Below are 19494 nucleotides of genomic sequence, written 5' to 3'. Positions count from 1 at the left end.
GATGACACAGGTTCATTTTATTGGTGCCGGGCAGATGGCGGAAGCCATTGTGCGTGCATCGCTGAGCGCAGGCACCCTGCGTGCTGAGGCTGTTTCGCTGGAGGATATCGACGCCGCGCGTGTTGGCCTGCTCCATCAGCGTTATCAGCTCGGCGAGCGAAACAGTACGCAGGCACTGAGTAACGCTTCGCTGGTGGTGCTGGGCATTCGCCCGCAGGATGACCTGGCTGCCGTGGCAAAACGCGTGCGCCCGCTGCTGGCACCGGGTGCCACGGTGGTTTCCCTGATTGCGGGGGTGACTCTGGAGACACTGGAAGCGTTGTTCGGCACAGACACCCCGATTGCCCGCGTGATCCCCAATACCCTGACCGATACCGGTTTCGGCTACAGCGGCGTGGTGCTGAATGCGCATGCCCGCTCAGAACAGGTTGATCCCTTCCTCACGGGCTTTGGCAAGGTGCTCTATCTGCCGGAGAGCCAGATCGATATCTTCACCGGGTTTGGCATCGCCGGGCCTAACTACATTTACTACTTTATTGAGTCCTTCACCGATGCGGGCGTGCTAGCGGGATTATCGCGTGCGCAGGCCAGCGAAGTGGTGCTGGAAAACCTGCTGGGTTCGGTCGCGATGCTGCGCCACAGCCAGAAGCATCCGCGCCAGCTGCTGGATATTAATAACTCCCCGGCAGGCGTGGGGATGCACGGTTTATACGAACTGAACAACAGCGACTTCGCCGCCGGGTTACAGCGCAGCGTGCTGGCCGCAGTGAAACGCACCCGGGAGCTGGGGGCGGGGGAATAGCTGTCGGGAAAGCGTTATGTTTTTGGGCAGCCGGTGACGTGCGGATAATGGCGACAGACTAAATTGAGTGGGTTTTTCGGCTTGAAACCTTTATCCAGCATGCATTGCTGAACATTAGCGGCTTTGCGCAGCGTCGGCACGTAGGGCACCGAACCTAAAGGTTGCGGATAACCGCATTGATACATGGCCGCCAGGGCTTGTTTGTCATTTTCAGCTTCATAAGCAAAATGCAGTGAGGCTCCCTCTTTACGCCAGGTAATCAGGGAGGACTTGATCACACCGGAATCTGGTTGCAGCGGATGAAACCCTCTGTCTGCGACAAAAGGCAACGCTTCCAGCTGGCTCTGACTCAACGGGTGTCCCTGCCGTTGCTCAAGGCAGGCGGGGGTATCATAGTAAACACGAACGCTGCAAATTTTGAATCCGTCTTTACGGGTAAACCCCATACTCTCCATACACTGGTAATACAGAACGGACTCATTATCCGTTTTGGGGATCTCGGGACCAGGGAGTTGCACGCCGCACTTACCCATTGCGATACGCACGCCATCCATGTCCGTATCAGGACGCTTCCACCGTGTGATATCCGGTGCTGGGGCGCATCCTGTCAGCAGGAACACCGACGTCATCAGCAGAGATAAGTTCATGAGACTCAGTTTTCGGAACATTAAAATCCCTTATTTATTATTGTTTCAGGTCGCATCCATGAAGGAGTGCAGGTGATTGAGCCAGCCTTTGCGCCAGTGCCTTTATCCCTTCCACGATGTCTGTGGGGGAGTGCGCGGCAAAACCTAACAGGATAGCCTCTTTTTCTGGCTTCGTTTGGCAGTATCGTGAAAGGGGCTGTGCGCCTAACCCCGCTTTACGGCAGTGATCAATCATCAACGCCTCCGAAATTTTATCCGATAGCCAACACACAATATGAATGCCTGAATCCGACGGCTCTGCGAAGATAATTTCCGGGAGATAGCGTTGTATCGCTTCAATGATCACCCGCTGGCGTTCGTGGCACGCTTTTCTCACCCGCCGGACGTGACGCGCGTAATGCCCCTCAGAAATAAAGGTGGCAAGTATCGTTTGTTCTAAAAATGAGGTTCGGGTATCGGCATAATATTTGGCAATTTTAAACGATTCCACCAGGTTTTCTGGAATGACAAGGAAGCCTAGATGAAATCCCGTAAACATCATTTTAGAGAACGTACCCGCATAGATAACTCGCTGATGTCTGTCCAGCCCTTGAAGCGCCTGGATCGGCTGGGCGGTATATCTGAATTCACTGTTATAATCATCCTCAAAAATCCACATGTTATTTTCAGCGGCCCACTCCAGCAGAGACATTCTTCTGGATAAACTGAGTGTCCCGCCAAGGGGGAATTGATGAGATGGCGAAGTGAAAACCATTTTTGCATCCGGCCAGTGTTTGATGGCGTAAGAAATATCCATGCCCTGTTTATCACTGATGACGGGGCGGATTTTGGCACCGATTGACGTAAATGCACCCAGCGCACCGTCATATCCCGGTTCATCCAGGCACACTTCATCTCCTTTTTGTAACAGCACCTGAGCGGCAAGATTCATCGCTTGTTGTGTTCCATTGACAATCAGTATCTGCTCATCCGTGCAATTCAAACCACGCGTAGTGCGCACATATTCACTAATGGCCGACCTCAAGGGTTTAAACCCTAACGGTTCATTCAGCGCCCAGTCCTGGTGGCGAAACTGACGCCAGATTCGCCCCATCAGCCGCCCCCAAAGTTCATAGGGGAATAAATCGATGCAACCGATGCCAATATTGAATTTCATATGACTTCCGGCATGCGGGGCGGTGATGTCCCATATGTTTTTCATGACCGTCATATGAGGATTAATGTTGGGAGCATCCTTCCCATTATTGGTTTTTTTATGAAGAGGTAGTGATTTTATATGAATTACGTCATCAGGGATTAACGATGCAACGTAAGTACCGGACCCTTTTTTTGCGATCAGATAGCCTTCATCAATCAGGCGTTCTAAACCCGATAAAACAGAGTTTCTCGAAATTGACATCATTTCAGAAAATGTTCTGCTGGAGGGGAGTTTACTGCCTGATTTCAGCTGACCATTGAGTATCAGTTCTTTTATGGTCAGGTAAAACTGCTCTTTAATTTTTCCTTCCTTCAGCAACAAGCCTGGGAAGCTGGCAACGTTTTTTTTCATATGAAAGTGGACCCATAAAAAATTAAAAAACTGTGCCTTATATTATACCACTGCAAGCGCTACTCTTTCATCTCCCAATGTGTGACCTTCTCATAAGGTGATTGATATGAATGATAAAAATGTAAAAATCTCAGTGGTTCCCGTACAAGAAGACGATTACTCAGCATGGTTGCCTTACTGGTTAAAGTATCAGCAATTCTATGAGGTTCAGTTGTCCGAAGAGACGACCCTTGAAACATGGAGGCGTTTTTTTGATGCAGACTCAGAGATGTATTGTGCGGTAGCAAAACAGGGGCAAGTGATTCTTGGGTTTGTTCACTATGTTTTTCATGGTTCAACATGGTCTGTAAATGATTACTGTTATTTAGAAGACTTATTTGTTGATGAAAATAGCCGGGGTAAAAATACCGGAAAACACCTGATTGAGTATGTGACTCATCAAGCCAGGGAGCGCCAGTGTGGGCGGTTATACTGGCATACGCAGGAAAAAAACGTCACAGCGCAGAGACTGTATAACTGGGTTGCAGAGAAACCCGGCGTGATCGAATATCGATTACCTCTGTGACTTTCACTGACATCGTCGCTGATTAACCGCCATGAATATCAATTTGTCAGCGGAGAGGGTTTATAATGCTTTCCGTTGCACAAGCAAAAAGCCCGCTCAGGTTTCCCTGAGCGGGCTTCTCAAATATGGCTCCTCTGACTGGACTCGAACCAGTGACATACGGATTAACAGTCCGCCGTTCTACCGACTGAACTACAGAGGAATTGTGGAACGAGGCGAATAGTAGCGATACGCCTTCTGACTGTCAACAGCAAAAAACATTCTAGCTTTCAACTGGCTGCGTTTGAATCAACCCGACCGATTAGTGAACAATTCCCCCCGCATTGTGGTGTAACTGCTGCTGCTCCAGGCGCTGGTGGGGATCCTGGCGATAAAACTGGCGAAAGCGTTGGTACAGCAACGGGAAACGGGCGATCAGCAGCTCAGGCGCACTGAAAAAATACTCAGACAGCACCGCGAAACATTCGGCCGGTTCACTGGCCGCGTAAGCATCAATACTGGTGGCATTTTCCCCGACCAGGTCGATCTCATCCTGAATGGCATTCATCGCTGCGCGCAGATCGCGCTCCCAGCCCACCACTTCACGCAGGGGAATGGCCGGAACGCCGTTGGCTTCATCGCTGCCGCGCGCATCAAGTTTGTGCGCGACTTCATGGATCACCAGGTTATAGCCGGAAAGATCGAACGAGTCCTGCACATCCAGCCAGTTCAGGACAATCGGACCCTGCTGCCAGCTCTGCCCGGCGTGAACCATTTGTTCACGGTGAACCAGGCCGAACTCATCCTGCCACTCATCATCGACCATAAATGGGGAAGGGTAGATCAGCACCTCATGAAAACCGTCGAGCCAGTCGTAGCCAAGGCTGAGGACGGGCAGGCAAAACAGCAGTGCCAGTCGGCAGCTTTTCACATCGTCCAGTTCGAAACCCTGTAAAGGTACCAGGCGTTTCTGGCGCAGAAAACGGGTGGCAAGCTGGCAGAGCGCCTGCTGTTCGGCAGTACTTAAGGTTGTCAGCAGCGGGATCTCCAGCGCCTGTTGCCAGGGCAGCCCACTTTCTACTGCGTCATCACCGCCTTTCCACGGCCATTTGATCATGCTGTTGTCGCTCCTGCCTGATGATGGCGTTAACGCCGCTGAATAAGGGGAATATTCCATCAGTTATATTGCAGATTGTCTGTGACAAAACGCAAGCAGCGCTGAAAAAAGTCAGCGCTGCTGAGGTTTGCGGCGATCAAATACGCGCGAATTCGATGACCCAGACCCAGGGGTTCACTTCCCAGCTGGTGCCGCCGTACTGAATGGCCCACTGCTTGCGGTAAGCGTCTTTGGCGGAAACGGCTTCGCTGTGCAGGGTGAAAAAGTTATTAAGGAAGTGAGAGTCCACCTGCACACCTTCGGCCATCACGTCATCGTCACTGATATCCTGGATGCGCTCGACCCGGATGGCGGTGATGATCAGGTCGATACGGCTGGCCCAGCGCGGCATATGAATCCCTGCCTGCCAGCCAAAATTCGTCTCTTCTTCTTCAGACGTATAGATGCTGGAGTCTGCACGGTACTGGCAGTAATCAATATTTTTAAACTGGGCAGGAGAGGCCTGATACTGCGTCATCTCTTCTGCGGGAACCACAGGGCCGCGCCAGGTTTCACGCACCCACAGGCGGTCGTCCGGTTGCCCGTAAGGACAATGATAGCTGAGGTTTTCCATGCCCAGTACACGGTTACCTTGCAGATTGTTGCTCAGGACATCAATGCCGTAGCAACCTTCATGGTTGTCCTGGCCTGGCCCAAACAGCTGGGATTTCATGATGCGCCTTGTCTGCTTTTGCTGGCCTGAGAGCAGGGCGCGCACCCGTTGATCGCTAAATAGAATCGGGCGTTCTTTCATGGTGTAACCTCTAGTATGACTTTCTTGACCAGATCCTGGTTCATAAGCAAAGTAAAAACACAATACAGATAATTCCTAACATTAGCTCAAAAAAACGATTCAGCGTGTTTATTTTATTAAACATCAGGAAAACTGATAAAAATAAAAACGTGCAGCAAATTTGCGTACTCACCGGGTGACAGGACGCAGCTGATTAGCGAGCCCTGCTACATCATCGCGAACAGGTCAAGGTGTATTCAAATTGACATTTTACCATATTACAATGTGTTAGTGCGACGAATGCTTGGCGGCCGTTGCGTCCCAGTGATTGAGTTCGCCTGTCCCTCAAGATCATTGAAAGGGCAGGCGCCTGCCGCCCCTGTTTTGTTGTTTGGGAGAGGGCTATCCGCATTCTTTCATAATCTTTTTTTATCATTTAGATCAAAAAACAGCCAGGCAAACATTAGCCAGAAAAGGCTGAAAATAGAAAAAATGCTGTAACCCCGGCATAACAGCAGCTATAAGTTTGATGTGGATCGCATTTTTAAGCAGAAATGGTCAACCCGTTGCAGTGGGTTAACGCCACCGACATCTCAACAAGTTAAAACAATTAAGGAGAAGTCTATGACTCTGACTGACTGGCAATTACGTTTTGAGCACTGGTTGCACGACACCTGGCAACATGGTGATAAAGCGCATGATGTGGCGCATCTGACGCGCGTCTGGCAGTCTGCGCAGCGCATTATGGTGGGCACCGGGGCCGACGAGCTGGTGGTGCTGGCCGGATGTTACTTTCATGACATCGTTAACCTGCCGAAAAATCATCCTGAACGTCATCTGGCCTCTGCACAGGCGGCTGACGAGACACGCCGGGCGTTACAGCAGGTCTTTACGGATTTTCCCGCTGATAAAATTGAAGCCGTGGCTCACGCGGTTCACGCACACAGCTTCAGTGCTGGCGTGACGGCTGAAACCATTGAAGCCAAGATCGTGCAGGACGCCGATCGTCTGGAATCACTGGGTGCTATTGGTCTGGCGCGGGTATTTTATGTCTCCGGCGCATTAGGGCGTTCCCTGTTTGACAGTCGCGATCCGCTGGGGCGCGATCGCCCACTGGATGATGCTGAATGGGCGTTGGACCATTTCCAGAAAAAATTACTTAAATTACCTGAAACGATGCAAACGGCAGAAGGGCGGCGTCTGGCGGAATTTAATGCCAGTTTCCTCGTCACCTATATGGCCAAGCTGTGCGCTGAACTGAAAGGGGATTTTTACGCGTTGGATCAAGCCGTGCTGGAAGAATTTAATTCGACGCCCTCAAATATTAAATTTTTATGACAGTATGGTTAAATCGTACTTTACAGGTTACGTTGTTGGGACAATTCTTAGGAGAATCAGGCAATGACCGACAAAGTTAGCTTAACAATAAAGATCGATCCCGCCTTAAAGGAAACTATTAAAACACTCGCTCTGGATAGTGAGATTTCCCTTAGTGAGCTGGTCACCCAGCATCTGGTGAAGAGTTTTTCTGCTCAGGCACCCGATGCAGTCGATAATACCAATACAGAAGAAGAGATGGCCGAACAATTGAGCCAGGCGGAGCTGAAACAAGTTCGCGCACTGCTGAAGAAGTCGAAGAAGAAGAAGTAAGCCCCGTCTTATCCAGCGTCTCTCGCCCTGAGAGACGCTTTCAACCGCCTTACATGACAAACTGACTGACGCTGTGCGACAGTCGTTGGGCATGCTCCACCAGTGCTTCTGCTGTGCCAGCACTGCGGCGCGTCAGTTGCTCGCTCTCTTTGACCTGCTGATTCAGGCGACCAATCTCCTGTGCGATCGCATTGACCCTTTTACTCTGCGCATCCGAATTGTGCTGCAACTCACTCAACACCGTCACTACGCCGGATACGGCATGCGTAATTTCCCGATACAATTCGTCCAGCGTCTGTACCTGGCTAAAACCGCCTTCAATATGGTGATGGGTGGAGCCGATCAGTCCGTCAATCATGCGGGTCGAGGCGCTGCTCTTTTCCGACAACAGGCTGATCTCTTTTGCCACAATCGAGAAGCTGCGGCCATAAACACCCGCATGGGCTGATTCGATAGCGGCATTCAGCGCCACCAGTCGCGTTTGCAGCGAGATGCCATCCAGCAGAGTGACAATTCCGGCGATCTCACCGGAAGCATCAACAATCTGGCGCATCTGTGATTCAACAGCGGTCACTACCGCGCCGCAGCGGCGGGTCAGTTCGTCGGCGGCCTGCACCTGCTGCGTGGCATGATGGGTGAAGGTGACGCTGTGGCCCACTTCCTCTGCCACCCGGTTCAGGCGCTCGCTGATGTGCTCAAATGCGCTGCTCTGTTGCTGATTATGGGCGCTGAACTCATCATTCTGCTGTGCCATCCGGTCTGCGCTGCCGCGCACGGCGCCGGAAATGGCGTTAATTTCGCCAACGATATGCTGTAAACCCTGCTGCATCCCGTTCACGTTTTGCATCAGTTGGCCGATCTCCGTTGACTGGTAACGGCTCTGACGTACCTGCTGCGAGATATCGCCCGTCGCAATCTGTGCCAGCCAGCGCGACACCCGATCCATCGGCCGGATCACCCCGATCAGCAATAACCCGCCACTCAGTAACAGCAACCCGCCCAGCAGGGCAGAGATGCCCAGGGAAAGGTTGCGGCTGGTGGTCAGCGATGAGAGCGTCCCGAGGTTGAGATCGTCGGCCTGATGGTTGGCCTGCGTTAGCACCTGATAGTAGGTGTCATTAAACTGCTGCTGAAAGGCCTGCATCGGCACCATAAAAAAGGCATCGATATCTTTTGCGTTCAGCCCTTTAAGCTGCTCCTGCAATCCGTCGGCCAGCATATCGAAGTTCTGTTTCAGCGGGCTGTCCTGCGCCAGCGGATACTCATTAAACAGCTTACGGGCATTATCCAGTGAGACCTGAGCCGTTTCGGCCAGGCTTTTCCAGCTGTCGACGGAGCCGGTCTGGTTATCCTGCATCAGATAGATGCCGGCACGGTGGCTATTGTCGCTGGCGGTGAGCAGTTCCATACGGGCTTTATCCAGCAATGCCTGGCGGCCAGACAGCGTATGGATCTCGGAAATGTTGTCTCCGGTGCTGGAGACCAGGCGGGTCAGCAGCAGCACGCTGGCACACTGCAACAGTGAGAAGATCAGCAGAAACAGCACGAAGCCACCACGCAGGCTGCGCAGCCAGACCCAACCGGTCATTAACAAGGAGAAACGCGGGCGGTGCAGCATGGCGCGTAAGGGTAAAATCGTAAGCAGTGACATAAGTTTCCCTTAAAATAAAAGGGAGTATTAGTGAGTTTAATGTCAGTTGTGTTACAGCGATAACATGGAGAAAAGAATTAGAGGATCCTGCGCTGATAAGGCAAATTATCTTATTGTTTTCCTGCGGTTATTACTTTTAATTAACGTAAGTGAGTACATTTTTCATGATAAACGACGGTGTATGACTGAGGCCGTGTTGATCGATCCCTGCTTTCAGGACACGGTGAATTTGCGCCTGGCGCTGGGTCAATGAAGTGATAGACTGACACCTGTTTATCCCCGTTAACTGAGTGATTATGAGCGATTTTGACCGCGTGGCCGCAGAACTGGCCGAACAGGCACGAGTGCATGCCCAACATAAAGAAGAACAGGACCGTGAGCTGCTGCTGCGGGTGCTGGAAATTTATGATCAGAAAACAGTGGCGGCTACCTTGCGTAAGGTGAGTCAGCAGGAGTGGACGCGGGAATCAGTGAATCGCTGGGTGAAGGGCAACAGCCGTAAAACGCTAAATGAAGCCGAAGTCAGCCTGCTGCACAGTATGTTACCTGCGCCTCCGGCACACCATCCCGATTATGCCTTCCGTTTTATTGACCTGTTTGCCGGTATCGGTGGCATCCGCAGCGGCTTTGAAGCGATTGGCGGCCAGTGCGTGTTTACCAGCGAGTGGAACAAACATGCGGTGCGCACCTATAAAGCCAACTGGTACTGCGATGAACAGCAGCACCGTTTTAACCAGGATATCCGCGATGTCACGCTGAGTGGCGATGCACAGGTCGATGAAGAGCAGGCATATCAGCATATTCGCCAGCAGGTGCCGGACCACGATGTGCTGCTCGCGGGCTTCCCTTGCCAGCCTTTCTCGCTGGCGGGTGTGTCGAAGAAAAATGCCCTGGGCCGTAAACACGGATTTGAAGACGAAGCGCAGGGCACACTGTTCTTTGATGTGGCACGCATCATCACGGCCAAAAAACCGGCGATCTTCGTACTGGAAAATGTCAAGAACCTGAAAAGCCACGATAAGGGCAATACCTTCCGCATTATTATGTCGACGCTGGACGAGCTGGGCTATGACGTGGCGGATGCGGCAGTGACCGGTTCGCCGGACCCGAAAATTATCGACGGCAAGCATTTCCTGCCGCAGCACCGTGAACGCATTGTGCTGGTGGGGTTCCGTCGCGATCTGGCGCTGCCTGCTTTCAGCCTGAGCGCTTTATCGGCGCTTTATCCGCCGCAGCGCACGCCACTTAAGGCACTGCTCGACCCGGTCGTTGATGCCAAATATATTCTGACGCCAACGTTATGGAAGTATCTTTACCTGTATGCGAAGAAGCACCAGGCACGAGGCAACGGCTTCGGTTACGGACTGGTTGACCCGGCGCTGGAGCAGGGCGTGGTACGCACGTTGTCGGCGCGATATTACAAAGATGGTTCGGAGATCCTTATCGATCGGGGCTGGGATAAAGCGCTGGGAGAGGAGGACTTCGATAATGCCGACAATCAGCAGAATCGACCCCGTCGTCTGACGCCGCGCGAATGCGCCCGACTGATGGGTTTTGAACAGCCCGGCCAGGAGGCGTTCCATATTCCGGTATCGGACACCCAGGCCTATCGCCAGTTTGGCAACTCGGTGGTGGTGCCTGCCTTCGCGGCGGTGGCAAAATTATTGCGCCCCTGGATCCAGCAGGCGGTACAACAGCGCCAGTAAAATCTGACCAGGTGCCATCACGGCAGGGCCGCTTTTAGCTACACTTAAGGTCTTCGTTAAAGGAATATCAAGATGGCCGACGTTCACTCTTCCGACGTGCGCAGTAAGAATATGCGCGCTATTCGTACCCGCGATACGGCAATCGAAAAACGGCTGGCAGAACTGCTGGCTGAACTGGGCCTGAGTTATCGGGTGCAGGATAAATCGTTGCCGGGGCGCCCGGATTTTGTACTGACTGACTATCAGGCGATTATCTTTGTTCACGGCTGTTTCTGGCACCGTCATCACTGTCATCTGTTCAAGATGCCTGCGACACGCACGGCGTTCTGGCAGGGAAAAATAGACAGTAACGTGGCGCGTGATAAACGTTATATCGAGGAGCTGACCGCCAGCGGCTGGCGCGTCCTGCTGGTATGGGAGTGCGCGCTACGCGGCAAAACACGGCTGGAGGAAGAGGCGCTGCGCACGCGTCTGGAGGAGTGGATTTGCGCCGCTGAAAGCAACGGCGAGATCGATGAACAAGGGATCCGTAATTTGCCGTAGATACCGTCTTGCCAGTTATCTGGCAAGACGGTATCTACGCGTAGGGTTTACTCAGGTGGGCGAGCAGGGTTTAACCACCGGCTTTGCCGGGAACAGGTATTTACCCAGCGTCACCAGCACCACGGCCAGCACAATAATCCCCAGCGCCAGCCATTCACGCCCTGACAGGCTTTCACCCGCAAAGGCGATGCCCAATAGCACCGCAACGACCGGATTGACATAGGCGTAGCTGGTGGCGATAGCGGGTGTGACGTTGCGGATCAGGAACATATAGGCATTAATGGCAATCACCGAACCGAACAGGCTGAGATAGCCCAGCGAGAAGAAGCCCGCCAGTGAGGGTTTCTGTACCAGATGTTCACCGCTTAGCTGGCTGGCGGTCAGTAACACGACGCCTGCGGCCAGCATCTCGACGGCCCCGGCCATCATGCCGTGCGGCAGCGCAATACGTGAACCCCACACCGAGCCAAAGGCCCAGGTCAGCGATCCGCCCAGAATCATCAGCGCCCCCCACGGATTACCCGCCAGATGGCCGCCGCTGTTGAGTAAAATAATCCCCACCAGACCAACGCCAATCCCCAGCCACTCAATCCAGCGCGTGGTGATGCCAAACATACGGCTAAAGCACATGGCAAACAGCGGCACGGTCGCCACCATTACGGCAGCCAGCCCGGAAGGCACATGCTGGTGCTCCGCGACGGTGACCGCTCCGTTACCCATCGCCAGCAGCAGCACACCGACCATCGCGGCGTTACCGGCTTCACGCCAGGAGGGCAACTTTTCCCCTCGCAGTAAGAGAAATGCCAACAGCACCACGCCCGCAAGCAAGAAGCGCAGCCCGGCCAGCATCATCGGCGGCCAGCTTTCAACGCCAATACGGATCACCAGGTAGGTGGAACCCCAGATAAAATAGAGAGAAAACAGTGCAGCTAGCAGCGGTAGCAGGGCGGGGGCACGGCGTAACGTCATGTTGTCGTATCTTCCTAAAGTTATATCAGGTTATGTAAATGTTATAAGGACCCGATTTTGCCACTAATTTTCCCCGGCAGGCGTAATTTTTTTACAAAATTTGCACTCCATGCCCATAATTGCTTAGATCTGTTCCCTCTTTAATACAGCCAGCCAGGGGTGAGCCATGGCCAGTGTCAAACTGACGGTAAGACGTCTGTATAAACTCAGCGGCGAACGCATGGTCAACACCCAGGCGACGGCGCGTATTTTCGTGGGCGATCGTCTGATTGCCACGGAAGAGATCAGCGGGATGACCGAAAGCCCGGTGAGTAAGTATCTGCACCATGCGGAAACGCAGGGGCAGCCCGTGCGCGTTGAGTGGGACTGTGATGGCATTGCCGATATGGCGGTGACCGAAATGGAGCTGTGCCCCTGTTGTCAACATGATGGACATGAATAAGGAATCTGATTTTGGCCGGAAGTAGTTTACTGACCTTACTGGACGATATTGCCACACTGCTGGATGACGTCGCGGTGATGGGCAAAGTGGCGGCAAAGAAAACCGCCGGCGTATTGGGCGACGATTTGTCGCTGAATGCGCAGCAGGTCAGCGGGGTAAAAGCGAACCGTGAACTGCCGGTGGTGTGGAGCGTGGCGAAAGGGTCATTCCTTAACAAACTGATTCTGGTGCCGCTGGCGCTGTTGATCAGCGCATTTGCGCCCTGGGCAATCACCCCGCTGCTGATGGTGGGCGGGGCCTGGCTCTGCTTCGAAGGCGTGGAGAAAGTGCTGCACAGTCTGCATAAAGATAAAAGCCAGGAGACACCAGAAGCGCGCGAAGCGCGTTTGCTGAAGGCGGCAGAGCAGAATCCGGCGGAGTTTGAGGCGAAAAAAGTCAAAGGAGCGGTACGCACGGACTTTATTCTCTCCGCAGAGATTGTGGCCATTACCCTGGGCATCGTGTCCGAAGCACCGCTGCTGAACCAGGTGATTGTCCTGTCTGGCGTGGCGATTGCGGTCACGATTGGCGTGTACGGGATTGTGGCGGGTATCGTGAAGATTGACGATCTCGGCCTGTGGTTGCAGCAGAAGTCCTCGGCGGCGGCGAAAGCGATTGGCGGCGTGCTGCTGGTGGCAGCGCCGTTGCTGATGAAGATCCTCACGGTTGTGGGCACCCTGGCGATGTTCCTGGTCGGCGGTGGGATTATCGTGCACGGTCTGCCGTTCCTGCATCATCTTATTGAGGGCTTTAGTGCAGGTTTACATGGTTTGCTGGCAATGCTGCTGAGCAATGTGGCTAATCTGATCATCGGCTTTATTGTGGGGTCGATTGTGCTGTGCGCGGTAAATTTGATTGCCAAAATGCGCCCGTCATCAGTATAAAGACGGGCTGAAATCAGTAAATATCCAGGGGTTAATGATGAACGACGATATGTTTGAATTTGATATTGATGCTCAACTTGAGCAGGCAGAAGCCAATGCCCAGAAGAAAGCCGCCGAAGTTCCGGCTGACTTAGGTGATGAAGCCGACTGCGAAGGCTGCAAAATCTAAGCGCAAAATGCGACAGGTTTCACATAAAAAGCGTGTAGTAAAACTACACGCTTTTTTTATATTTAGTGTTTTTAACTGCTTATTGAAATTTAACAAATGTTTTACCTGGCGTTAACAGCATGGATAATATTCAGATGCTATAACTATCTGACGTTCGATAACCAGTGATAAGCAGATAGGGAGGTACTTTGTATGAGCTTTATTGTCAGTGATGAAGTGCAACATAAGGATGGTGGCCCGGCTATGATTGTGACGGGAATGGCCAGCGGTATGGTCGAGTGTCGTTGGTATGATGGTTTTAGCGTGCAGCGCGAGGCGTTCCGCGAAGAAGAGCTGTCGTCATTGTCGTCCGCAGCACGATTAGCGGGATAACGTTCGGTGATGTTTTCCGGGCCGATCGGAAAAGAGGATCGGCCCGGAAAACAGGTTGATGTTATTACAACTCGTTTTTAATACAAAATTCTTCCCAGCTCATCCCCAGCGCTTCAGCGTGGGTGTGCAGATAAGCTTCAATCGCGTTCACCATCACCTCTTTATCCGGCTCAGCCAGTTGAATGGCAAACAGCACACCATCCAGTTTCTTTTCGCGCACATACGCGGCATAGGCACGATCTTTCTGCATAGATTGCAGCTGCTCCACCGTCATACCGAGCGTGGCGGCCTGTTCTGCCGTCAGATTTTCAATGCCGGCTTTCAGCGTCGGGTGTGCCTCAAGAAACAGATCTTTGGCGATGGCGTAATATTCTTCAACGGTTTTCATAACGATAATGCCCGGATTGATGCAGGGAAATTGACTGGCATTAGTGTACACGGCCGGATGGATCGGGGAAAGCCGGGCAGACGCGCTGCCCGGCACCCGTTTATGGATTGGTTTTGGCGTAAATCTCGGTAACGGCCTGCTGGTTGCGTTGCAGGGTTTCGTCCAGCGTCAGCTTGCCCTGCAACAGCGCAGCGATGTTCTCACCCACGGCGTTGCCCATCTGGTCGAAGCCGGGAATGCTGACGTACTGCACGCCCTGATAAGGCACCGGACCGAGGGTCGGCTGTTCCACCGTGGCGCTTTCCATCGCGGCCTGCACCCGTTTTGCATAGGGAGCCAGGCGCTGGTAGCTGGCCTGCTGGTAGGTGGAGTAGCGACTGCCTGGCGGCACCGCACCCCAGCCGACCGTCTGGGCGACCTGCTGGATATAGGCGGGAGAGGTCGCCCAGCTGATAAATTCCTGCGCGGCCGCTTTGTTTGCCGCACTGGCGGGGACGGCCAGCGCCCAGGACCACAGCCAGTTCGAGCCGTTGCGCGTCAGTTCCCCGGGGGCCGGGGCAAAATCAATTTTGTCGGCCACGCGTGAGATCTGCGGGTTAATCAGCAGCCCGGCAGCCACGGTGCTGTCGACCCACATGGCGCACTTGCCTTCGGCAAACAGCTTAAGGATCTGACCAAAGCTGTTCTCTGCGCTGTCCGGCGGGCCGTAGTCATGCACCATCTGCACATAGTCGCTGAGCACTTCACGCCACTCCGGGCTGTCCAGCGTCGGCTTCCAGTCGAGATCAAACCACTGCGCGCCGTAGCCGTTCGCCATAGTAGTGACAAACGCCACGTTATCACCCCAGCCGGGGCGGCCGCGCAGGCACAGGCCATAAACGCCGTTCGCTTTGTCCGTCAGCTTCGCCGCCAGGCGTTTAATGTCGCTCCAGTTGATCTCCTCGGGCATCGTCAGGCCACGGGCAGCGAACAGATCCTTGCGGTAATAGGTCATGCTGCTTTCGCCGTAAAACGGCAGGGCATAAAGCTTATCCTGCCAGGAGAGCGCTTTACGTACCGGTTTCAGCAGATCGTCCACCTGATAGTCAGCAGGCAGGGCATCCAGCGGGGTTAACCAGCCGCGTTTGCCCCACAGTGGCGCTTCATAGGTACCGACGGTAATCACATCAAAGGTCGGCTGGCCGCTGTTCATCGCCGCCAGCACCTGCTTACGCAGTTCCGCATCATCCATCACCTGCCAGCGCAGGTGAATGCCGGGGTGCGCCTGCTCAAAGGTGCCGGAAAGCTGCTGCATGATGGTCATGTCACCATTGGCGATGGTGGCAATGGTCAGCGTGGTGTCAGCCCGGGCAGCGCCCGCAGCCAGTATCAGCAACAGGGCGGCGTCGGTCAGTTTGCTACGCATAATCGCTCCTGATATTACAGCGAAGGGGAACGGGGGCGGTCACCGCGAAAACGGAAGAAGGCCATTTTTTCAACCAGCAACTCGGCATGCTGATTCACCGTCTGACTGGCGCTGCTGGCCTGCTGGACCAGCGCGGCATTCTGTTGGGTGGCGCTGTCCATCTGGATCACCGCGACGTTGACCTGTTCAATGCCGCTGGACTGCTGGCGACTGGCAACGGCGATTTCTCCGACGATCTCCACCACGCGCGCCACGCCACCGTTGATCTCCTGCAACATTTCGCCAGAGCGTATCACCAGCGAGCTGCCGGTATCGACTTTACTGACGCTGGTCTGGATCAGGGTTTTAATCTGCTGGGCGGCCTGTGCCGAACGCTGGGCCAGTTGGCGGACCTCTGACGCGACGACGGCAAAGCCACGCCCCATTTCGCCCGCGCGGGCGGCTTCCACTGCCGCATTCAGCGCCAGCAGGTTGGTCTGGAAGGCAATCTCATCGATCACCCGGTTAATGTCGGCAATTTGTTTGCTGGAACTTTCGATTTCCCGCATCGCGCCGACGGCATCATCCAGCACTTTGCTACCGCGCAGCGCCTGTTCACGCACCGTCATCGCCAGTTCGTTCGCCTGTGCGGCATTATCCGCATTGTGTTTTACGGTGGCGGTCATCTGTTCCATGCTGGCGGCCGTCTGTTCCAGCGAACTGGCCTGAGCATGGGTGCGCCCGGAGAGATCCTGATTGCCTTCGGCCATCTGATGCGCGGCATCATTTAAGGCCACGGCGCTGTCGCCCACTTCACGCACAATGCCGGAGAGGCGATGGTCCATACTGGCCAGCGCCCGCATCAATTCACCCAGTTCATCGTGGGCGAAGTGCTCAATATGGTGGTCAAGCTGGCCGCGGGCGATCGCTTCGGCCAGCCGGCGGGCTTTGCCCACCGAACGGGTGATGGAACGCACCAGCATCAGTCCGGCAATCAGTGCCAGCAGCAGACCCACGGTCAGAATGCCGATCAGGCTGTTGCGTGCCAGTTCGTAGGAGTGCGCACTTTGCTGGTAGTTACGCTCGGCGTGTTCGCGCATCAACCGATCAAGCTGGTCAATGCCCTGTTGCAGCGCGAGGCTGCCGGTACGCAGGCGGGTTTCGATGATCACCAGTGCCGCAGAAGGATTGCCGGTTTTCAGCAGGGCGCCTGCGTCGTTCAGCGCTTGCTGCCACTGAGTGAGGTCTGTGACAAATTGTTTACTGAGGTTTTCGGTTCCGGGGATCTGTGCCAGGCTCTGGTACTGTATAAGGATCTGTTCAATCTGGCTGGCATACTGCTGGATGATGGCAAGACGTTTATCCACTTCCCCGGCGTCGGTCCAGTAACGCAGCGCCTCAAACAGCGTGGCCGATTGCAGCTGAGCCAGGCGGTAGAGGCGGGAAGAGCTTTGTAACGGGAGTAATTCGGTCTGGTAGGTGGCGGCAGCGCGCTGGTCAGCAGCACGTAGCCCGATAATTCCCCACACTGCGGCGATAATCAGCAGTATGCACAGCAGGCCCACGATCCCGATTAAGCGGGCGCGAATGGTTAATCGCATAACAGTTATTTCCCCTGAATTGACGACGCAATAGTCCGGGAGGGTGGTTGTTCTCTGTGCGGCGGGTTCCCTCATTTAAACTGCTATCGGCAGGACATAAGGCAAACTTTAAGAATTTGTTTAATTTTCCTGCAAAGTAACTATCAGAAAAGCCATGAAAAATCAGAAAGCACAGCGGCAGGGCGCGCCGGGCTTGCGGCGGGGCAGGGAAAAATTATAACGTATCGCCTAATTGAGAAGATCAGGATGAAAAAAATGAAAAAGTGGATTGTTGCCGCCGCAGCGGTGGTGACCTTAAGTGGTTGTGCGCAGTTAACGGATTACGCCAGCGCGGTGAAAACGCCGCCTCCGGCGACGCTGGTCGGAAACTGGCAAACCTTTGGCCCGCAGAAAGGCCTGATCAGCAAGGAGGCCAAAGCCAGCCTGATCATCACCGCTGAGGGTGACACGCTGGACTGCCGCCAGTGGCAGCGCGTGATTGCCAAGCCGGGTAAAGTGACCCATTTTGACGGCGAGTGGGTGAATGTGAATAACGCGGCGCGGGTGATGCCGCTGGAGCTGGAAGGCACCGAGCTGCACTACGATAAGTTGATCTTGCAGAAAGTGTCGCAACCCACGGCGGAGTGCCAGAAAGCGCTGGCCGACCAGGCGAAACCTCAGGAAGCGAAGGCCGTGCAGCCTGCGAACAGCCCTGCTGAGAAGCCAAAAAAACACAATAAGATGATCTACACCGCGAAGTAATCAGGTTGTCGTGGCCGTTCTGGCCACGACCGTCCTTAGTTCAGTACCCAGACGCTGACGCTGCCCGCCGGGCAACGAAACACCGCGTTGCCCTGTTCGTCGCTCCCGACCTCTTCACTGATGTGCCCCAGCAGATCGTGCCAGCGTTTCCCGGCGTAGTTCTCGCCTAAATCCAGCGTTTTCTCACCGGCCTCGCCGTTAGACATGATCACCACGCAGCCCGGCATCTCCTCCGTACCGCTGCGCGCAAAGGCAATGCAGTTGGGGTGATCAAACCACTCGCGTTGTTCTCCGTGGGCGTACTGCTGGCGGGCACGCACCAGGGTTTCCAGTTCAGCGATCACCGGGATCTCAATGTCGTACTGCTCACCGTCGCCGCCTTCATCTTTATAGTGAGCGCCAAACAGATCGGGGTAGAACAGCACCGGAACACCGTTTTCACGCAGCAGGATCAGCGCGTAGGCCAGCGGTTTGAACCAGGGTTCGACCGGGGCTTCCAGCGCCTGCAACGGCTGTGTGTCATGGTTGGCCACAAGGGTTACCGCATGCCAGGGATCGGCCGCGACCAGTGTGTCGGTAAAGATCTGGCTGAGGTCGTAATCTGCCCCCTGTTTAGAGGCGTTGTGGAAGTTCATTTGCAGCGGGGCATCAAACAGCAGGCTTTTGCCGTCAACCTGGTGGATATACTGTTGCAGCTTATCCACTTCGTGCGACCAGTATTCCGCCACAATAAACAGCGGTTGTTCTGCAACTTCCTGAACGTGCTCAATCCACTCTTTATAGAACCAGGCGGGAATATGCTTCACCGCATCCAGACGAAAACCGCTGCAATGCACCTCATCCATCACCCAGCGCGCCCAGTATTTCAGCTCTTCGGTCACCGCGTGGTTGCGGAAATCGATATTGGCGCCCATCAGATAATCAAAATTGCCCAGCTCGTCATCCACCTGGTCGTTCCAGCCTTCGCCGGTGTAGTCGTTGACGATTTTGAACACGCCGTTTTCATCGGGGTTTTCGATATGGTCGACGCCGCTGAAGCATTTATAGTCCCAGACGAACTGCGAATACTGTCCGGCACGCGCCGGGAAGGTGAAGCGCGTCCAGGCTTCAGCAGTGAATACGTCCGGGTCGATTTCATCGCGATTATCAGGATTCACGCGGTTAACCTGCACCTGTTCTTTTTCGTCAGCGCCCATTTTATGGTTAAGCACCACATCCAGGATCACGCCCACGCCGTGTGACTTCAGCGCGTCAACGGCGGCCAGCAGCTGCGCTTTGTCACCGTATTTGGTGGCACGCGAGCCTTTCTGGTCAAATTCGCCGAGGTCAAACAGATCGTAGCTGTCGTAGCCAACCGAATAACCGCCGGATTCCCCTTTATAAACCGGGGGTAGCCAGACGTCAGTGATGCCGATTTCTGCCAGCCACTGCGCGCGTTCTGCCGCTTCCGGCCAGAGTTTGCCGCCTGTGGGGTAGTACCAGTGAAAAAACTGCAATAGCGTAGGATTGCGCATGTAGTGGGTC

At 54.2% G+C, this 19494-nt stretch carries 21 protein-coding genes and 1 tRNA gene; 11 read left to right on the top strand and 11 right to left on the bottom strand.

The window, feature by feature from the left end; all coding sequences use genetic code 11:
• Nucleotide 1 precedes the first annotated feature (1 nt).
• Nucleotides 2-802 carry a pyrroline-5-carboxylate reductase family protein gene (locus tag ACFL9S_RS14480; protein ID WP_405262595.1) on the top strand — a complete coding sequence of 267 codons (801 nt, stop codon included), beginning with the start codon at nt 2-4 and terminating at the stop codon, nt 800-802.
• Nucleotides 803-816: 14 nt separating this feature from the next.
• On the opposite strand, the gene ACFL9S_RS14475 is transcribed toward ACFL9S_RS14480, so the two are convergent.
• Both ACFL9S_RS14475 and ACFL9S_RS14470 read right to left on the bottom strand, forming a co-directional pair.
• Entirely contained in the window at nt 817-1470 is a 654-nt protein-coding gene (locus ACFL9S_RS14475; protein ID WP_405262594.1) for a hypothetical protein, read from the bottom strand.
• 16 nt (nt 1471-1486) lie between these two features.
• Nucleotides 1487-2998 carry a PLP-dependent aminotransferase family protein gene (locus ACFL9S_RS14470; RefSeq protein ID WP_405262593.1) on the bottom strand — a complete coding sequence of 504 codons (1512 nt, stop codon included), beginning with the start codon at nt 2996-2998 and terminating at the stop codon, nt 1487-1489.
• Between the two features lie 106 nt (nt 2999-3104).
• Here ACFL9S_RS14470 and ACFL9S_RS14465 point away from each other — a divergent pair, with 106 nt between their 5' ends.
• Nucleotides 3105-3563, top strand: a complete 459-nt coding sequence (locus ACFL9S_RS14465) for a GNAT family N-acetyltransferase (RefSeq protein ID WP_405262592.1) — start codon at nt 3105-3107, stop codon at nt 3561-3563.
• A 126-nt stretch (nt 3564-3689) separates the two neighbouring features.
• On the opposite strand, the gene ACFL9S_RS14460 is transcribed toward ACFL9S_RS14465, so the two are convergent.
• From ACFL9S_RS14460 to ACFL9S_RS14450, 3 genes are all read right to left on the bottom strand, one after another.
• Nucleotides 3690-3765 (bottom strand) — tRNA-Asn (locus ACFL9S_RS14460).
• A gap of 99 nt (nt 3766-3864) precedes the next feature.
• Nucleotides 3865-4659, bottom strand: a complete 795-nt coding sequence (gene mtfA, locus ACFL9S_RS14455; RefSeq protein ID WP_405262591.1) for a DgsA anti-repressor MtfA — start codon at nt 4657-4659, stop codon at nt 3865-3867.
• A gap of 136 nt (nt 4660-4795) precedes the next feature.
• Complete coding sequence (locus ACFL9S_RS14450; RefSeq protein ID WP_405262590.1) at nt 4796-5452, bottom strand: hypothetical protein; 657 nt, start codon at nt 5450-5452, stop codon at nt 4796-4798.
• A 603-nt stretch (nt 5453-6055) separates the two neighbouring features.
• On the opposite strand from ACFL9S_RS14450, the gene ACFL9S_RS14445 reads away from it, so the two are divergent.
• Both ACFL9S_RS14445 and ACFL9S_RS14440 read left to right on the top strand, forming a co-directional pair.
• Nucleotides 6056-6769, top strand: a complete 714-nt coding sequence (locus ACFL9S_RS14445; RefSeq protein ID WP_405262589.1) for a phosphohydrolase — start codon at nt 6056-6058, stop codon at nt 6767-6769.
• Between the two features lie 63 nt (nt 6770-6832).
• Nucleotides 6833-7081 (top strand): hypothetical protein, encoded by a 249-nt coding sequence (locus ACFL9S_RS14440; protein ID WP_405262588.1) that lies wholly within the window; start codon nt 6833-6835, stop codon nt 7079-7081.
• Between the two features lie 49 nt (nt 7082-7130).
• Here the strand turns inward: ACFL9S_RS14440 and ACFL9S_RS14435 are convergent, their stop codons facing one another.
• Nucleotides 7131-8732, bottom strand: a complete 1602-nt coding sequence (locus tag ACFL9S_RS14435) for a methyl-accepting chemotaxis protein (protein WP_405262587.1) — start codon at nt 8730-8732, stop codon at nt 7131-7133.
• A gap of 296 nt (nt 8733-9028) precedes the next feature.
• Between ACFL9S_RS14435 and ACFL9S_RS14430 the strand changes: the two genes are divergently transcribed.
• Together ACFL9S_RS14430 and ACFL9S_RS14425 are read left to right on the top strand one after the other, a co-directional pair.
• Nucleotides 9029-10438 (top strand): DNA cytosine methyltransferase, encoded by a 1410-nt coding sequence (locus tag ACFL9S_RS14430; RefSeq protein WP_405262586.1) that lies wholly within the window; start codon nt 9029-9031, stop codon nt 10436-10438.
• 72 nt (nt 10439-10510) lie between these two features.
• On the top strand, nt 10511-10981 hold the full coding sequence (locus ACFL9S_RS14425; RefSeq protein ID WP_405262585.1) for a very short patch repair endonuclease: 471 nt from the start codon (nt 10511-10513) through the stop codon (nt 10979-10981).
• Between the two features lie 51 nt (nt 10982-11032).
• On the opposite strand, the gene yedA is transcribed toward ACFL9S_RS14425, so the two are convergent.
• Nucleotides 11033-11950, bottom strand: coding sequence for a drug/metabolite exporter YedA (gene yedA, locus ACFL9S_RS14420; protein ID WP_405262584.1), 918 nt, complete (start codon nt 11948-11950; stop codon nt 11033-11035).
• Between the two features lie 166 nt (nt 11951-12116).
• On the opposite strand from yedA, the gene ACFL9S_RS14415 reads away from it, so the two are divergent.
• The 4 genes from ACFL9S_RS14415 (at nt 12117) to ACFL9S_RS14400 (ending at nt 13856) form a co-directional block, all read left to right on the top strand.
• Nucleotides 12117-12392: a hypothetical protein gene (locus ACFL9S_RS14415; protein ID WP_133841709.1), complete on the top strand. Its 276-nt coding sequence runs from the start codon at nt 12117-12119 to the stop codon at nt 12390-12392.
• An 11-nt stretch (nt 12393-12403) separates the two neighbouring features.
• A complete protein-coding gene (locus tag ACFL9S_RS14410; protein WP_405262583.1) occupies nt 12404-13315 on the top strand; it encodes a DUF808 family protein in 912 nt (303 codons plus the stop codon).
• Nucleotides 13316-13349: 34 nt separating this feature from the next.
• The gene (locus ACFL9S_RS14405) at nt 13350-13484 is read left to right on the top strand and encodes a hypothetical protein (protein WP_259151748.1); all 135 of its coding nucleotides are present in this window, start codon (nt 13350-13352) and stop codon (nt 13482-13484) included.
• Between the two features lie 192 nt (nt 13485-13676).
• The gene (locus ACFL9S_RS14400) at nt 13677-13856 is read left to right on the top strand and encodes a YodC family protein (RefSeq protein WP_405262582.1); all 180 of its coding nucleotides are present in this window, start codon (nt 13677-13679) and stop codon (nt 13854-13856) included.
• Between the two features lie 64 nt (nt 13857-13920).
• On the opposite strand, the gene ACFL9S_RS14395 is transcribed toward ACFL9S_RS14400, so the two are convergent.
• The 3 genes from ACFL9S_RS14395 to ACFL9S_RS14385 form a co-directional block, all read right to left on the bottom strand.
• Nucleotides 13921-14244, bottom strand: a complete 324-nt coding sequence (locus ACFL9S_RS14395; protein WP_405262581.1) for a DUF6388 family protein — start codon at nt 14242-14244, stop codon at nt 13921-13923.
• A 100-nt stretch (nt 14245-14344) separates the two neighbouring features.
• Nucleotides 14345-15649, bottom strand: a complete 1305-nt coding sequence (locus tag ACFL9S_RS14390; protein ID WP_405262580.1) for an ABC transporter substrate-binding protein — start codon at nt 15647-15649, stop codon at nt 14345-14347.
• A gap of 14 nt (nt 15650-15663) precedes the next feature.
• Entirely contained in the window at nt 15664-17229 is a 1566-nt protein-coding gene (locus ACFL9S_RS14385) for a methyl-accepting chemotaxis protein (protein WP_405262579.1), read from the bottom strand.
• 255 nt (nt 17230-17484) lie between these two features.
• Between ACFL9S_RS14385 and yedD the strand changes: the two genes are divergently transcribed.
• Nucleotides 17485-17970: a lipoprotein YedD gene (yedD, locus tag ACFL9S_RS14380; protein ID WP_405262578.1), complete on the top strand. Its 486-nt coding sequence runs from the start codon at nt 17485-17487 to the stop codon at nt 17968-17970.
• A 35-nt stretch (nt 17971-18005) separates the two neighbouring features.
• On the opposite strand, the gene amyA is transcribed toward yedD, so the two are convergent.
• A complete protein-coding gene (amyA, locus tag ACFL9S_RS14375; protein WP_405262577.1) occupies nt 18006-19484 on the bottom strand; it encodes an alpha-amylase in 1479 nt (492 codons plus the stop codon).
• Nucleotides 19485-19494 lie beyond the last annotated feature (10 nt).

The sequence above is a fragment of the Erwinia sp. AnSW2-5 genome, from assembly GCF_045107195.1.
GTDB lineage: Bacteria > Pseudomonadota > Gammaproteobacteria > Enterobacterales > Enterobacteriaceae > Erwinia.
Note: the sequence above shows the minus strand (reverse complement) of the source record. Positions and strands in the feature narration are given on the sequence as shown.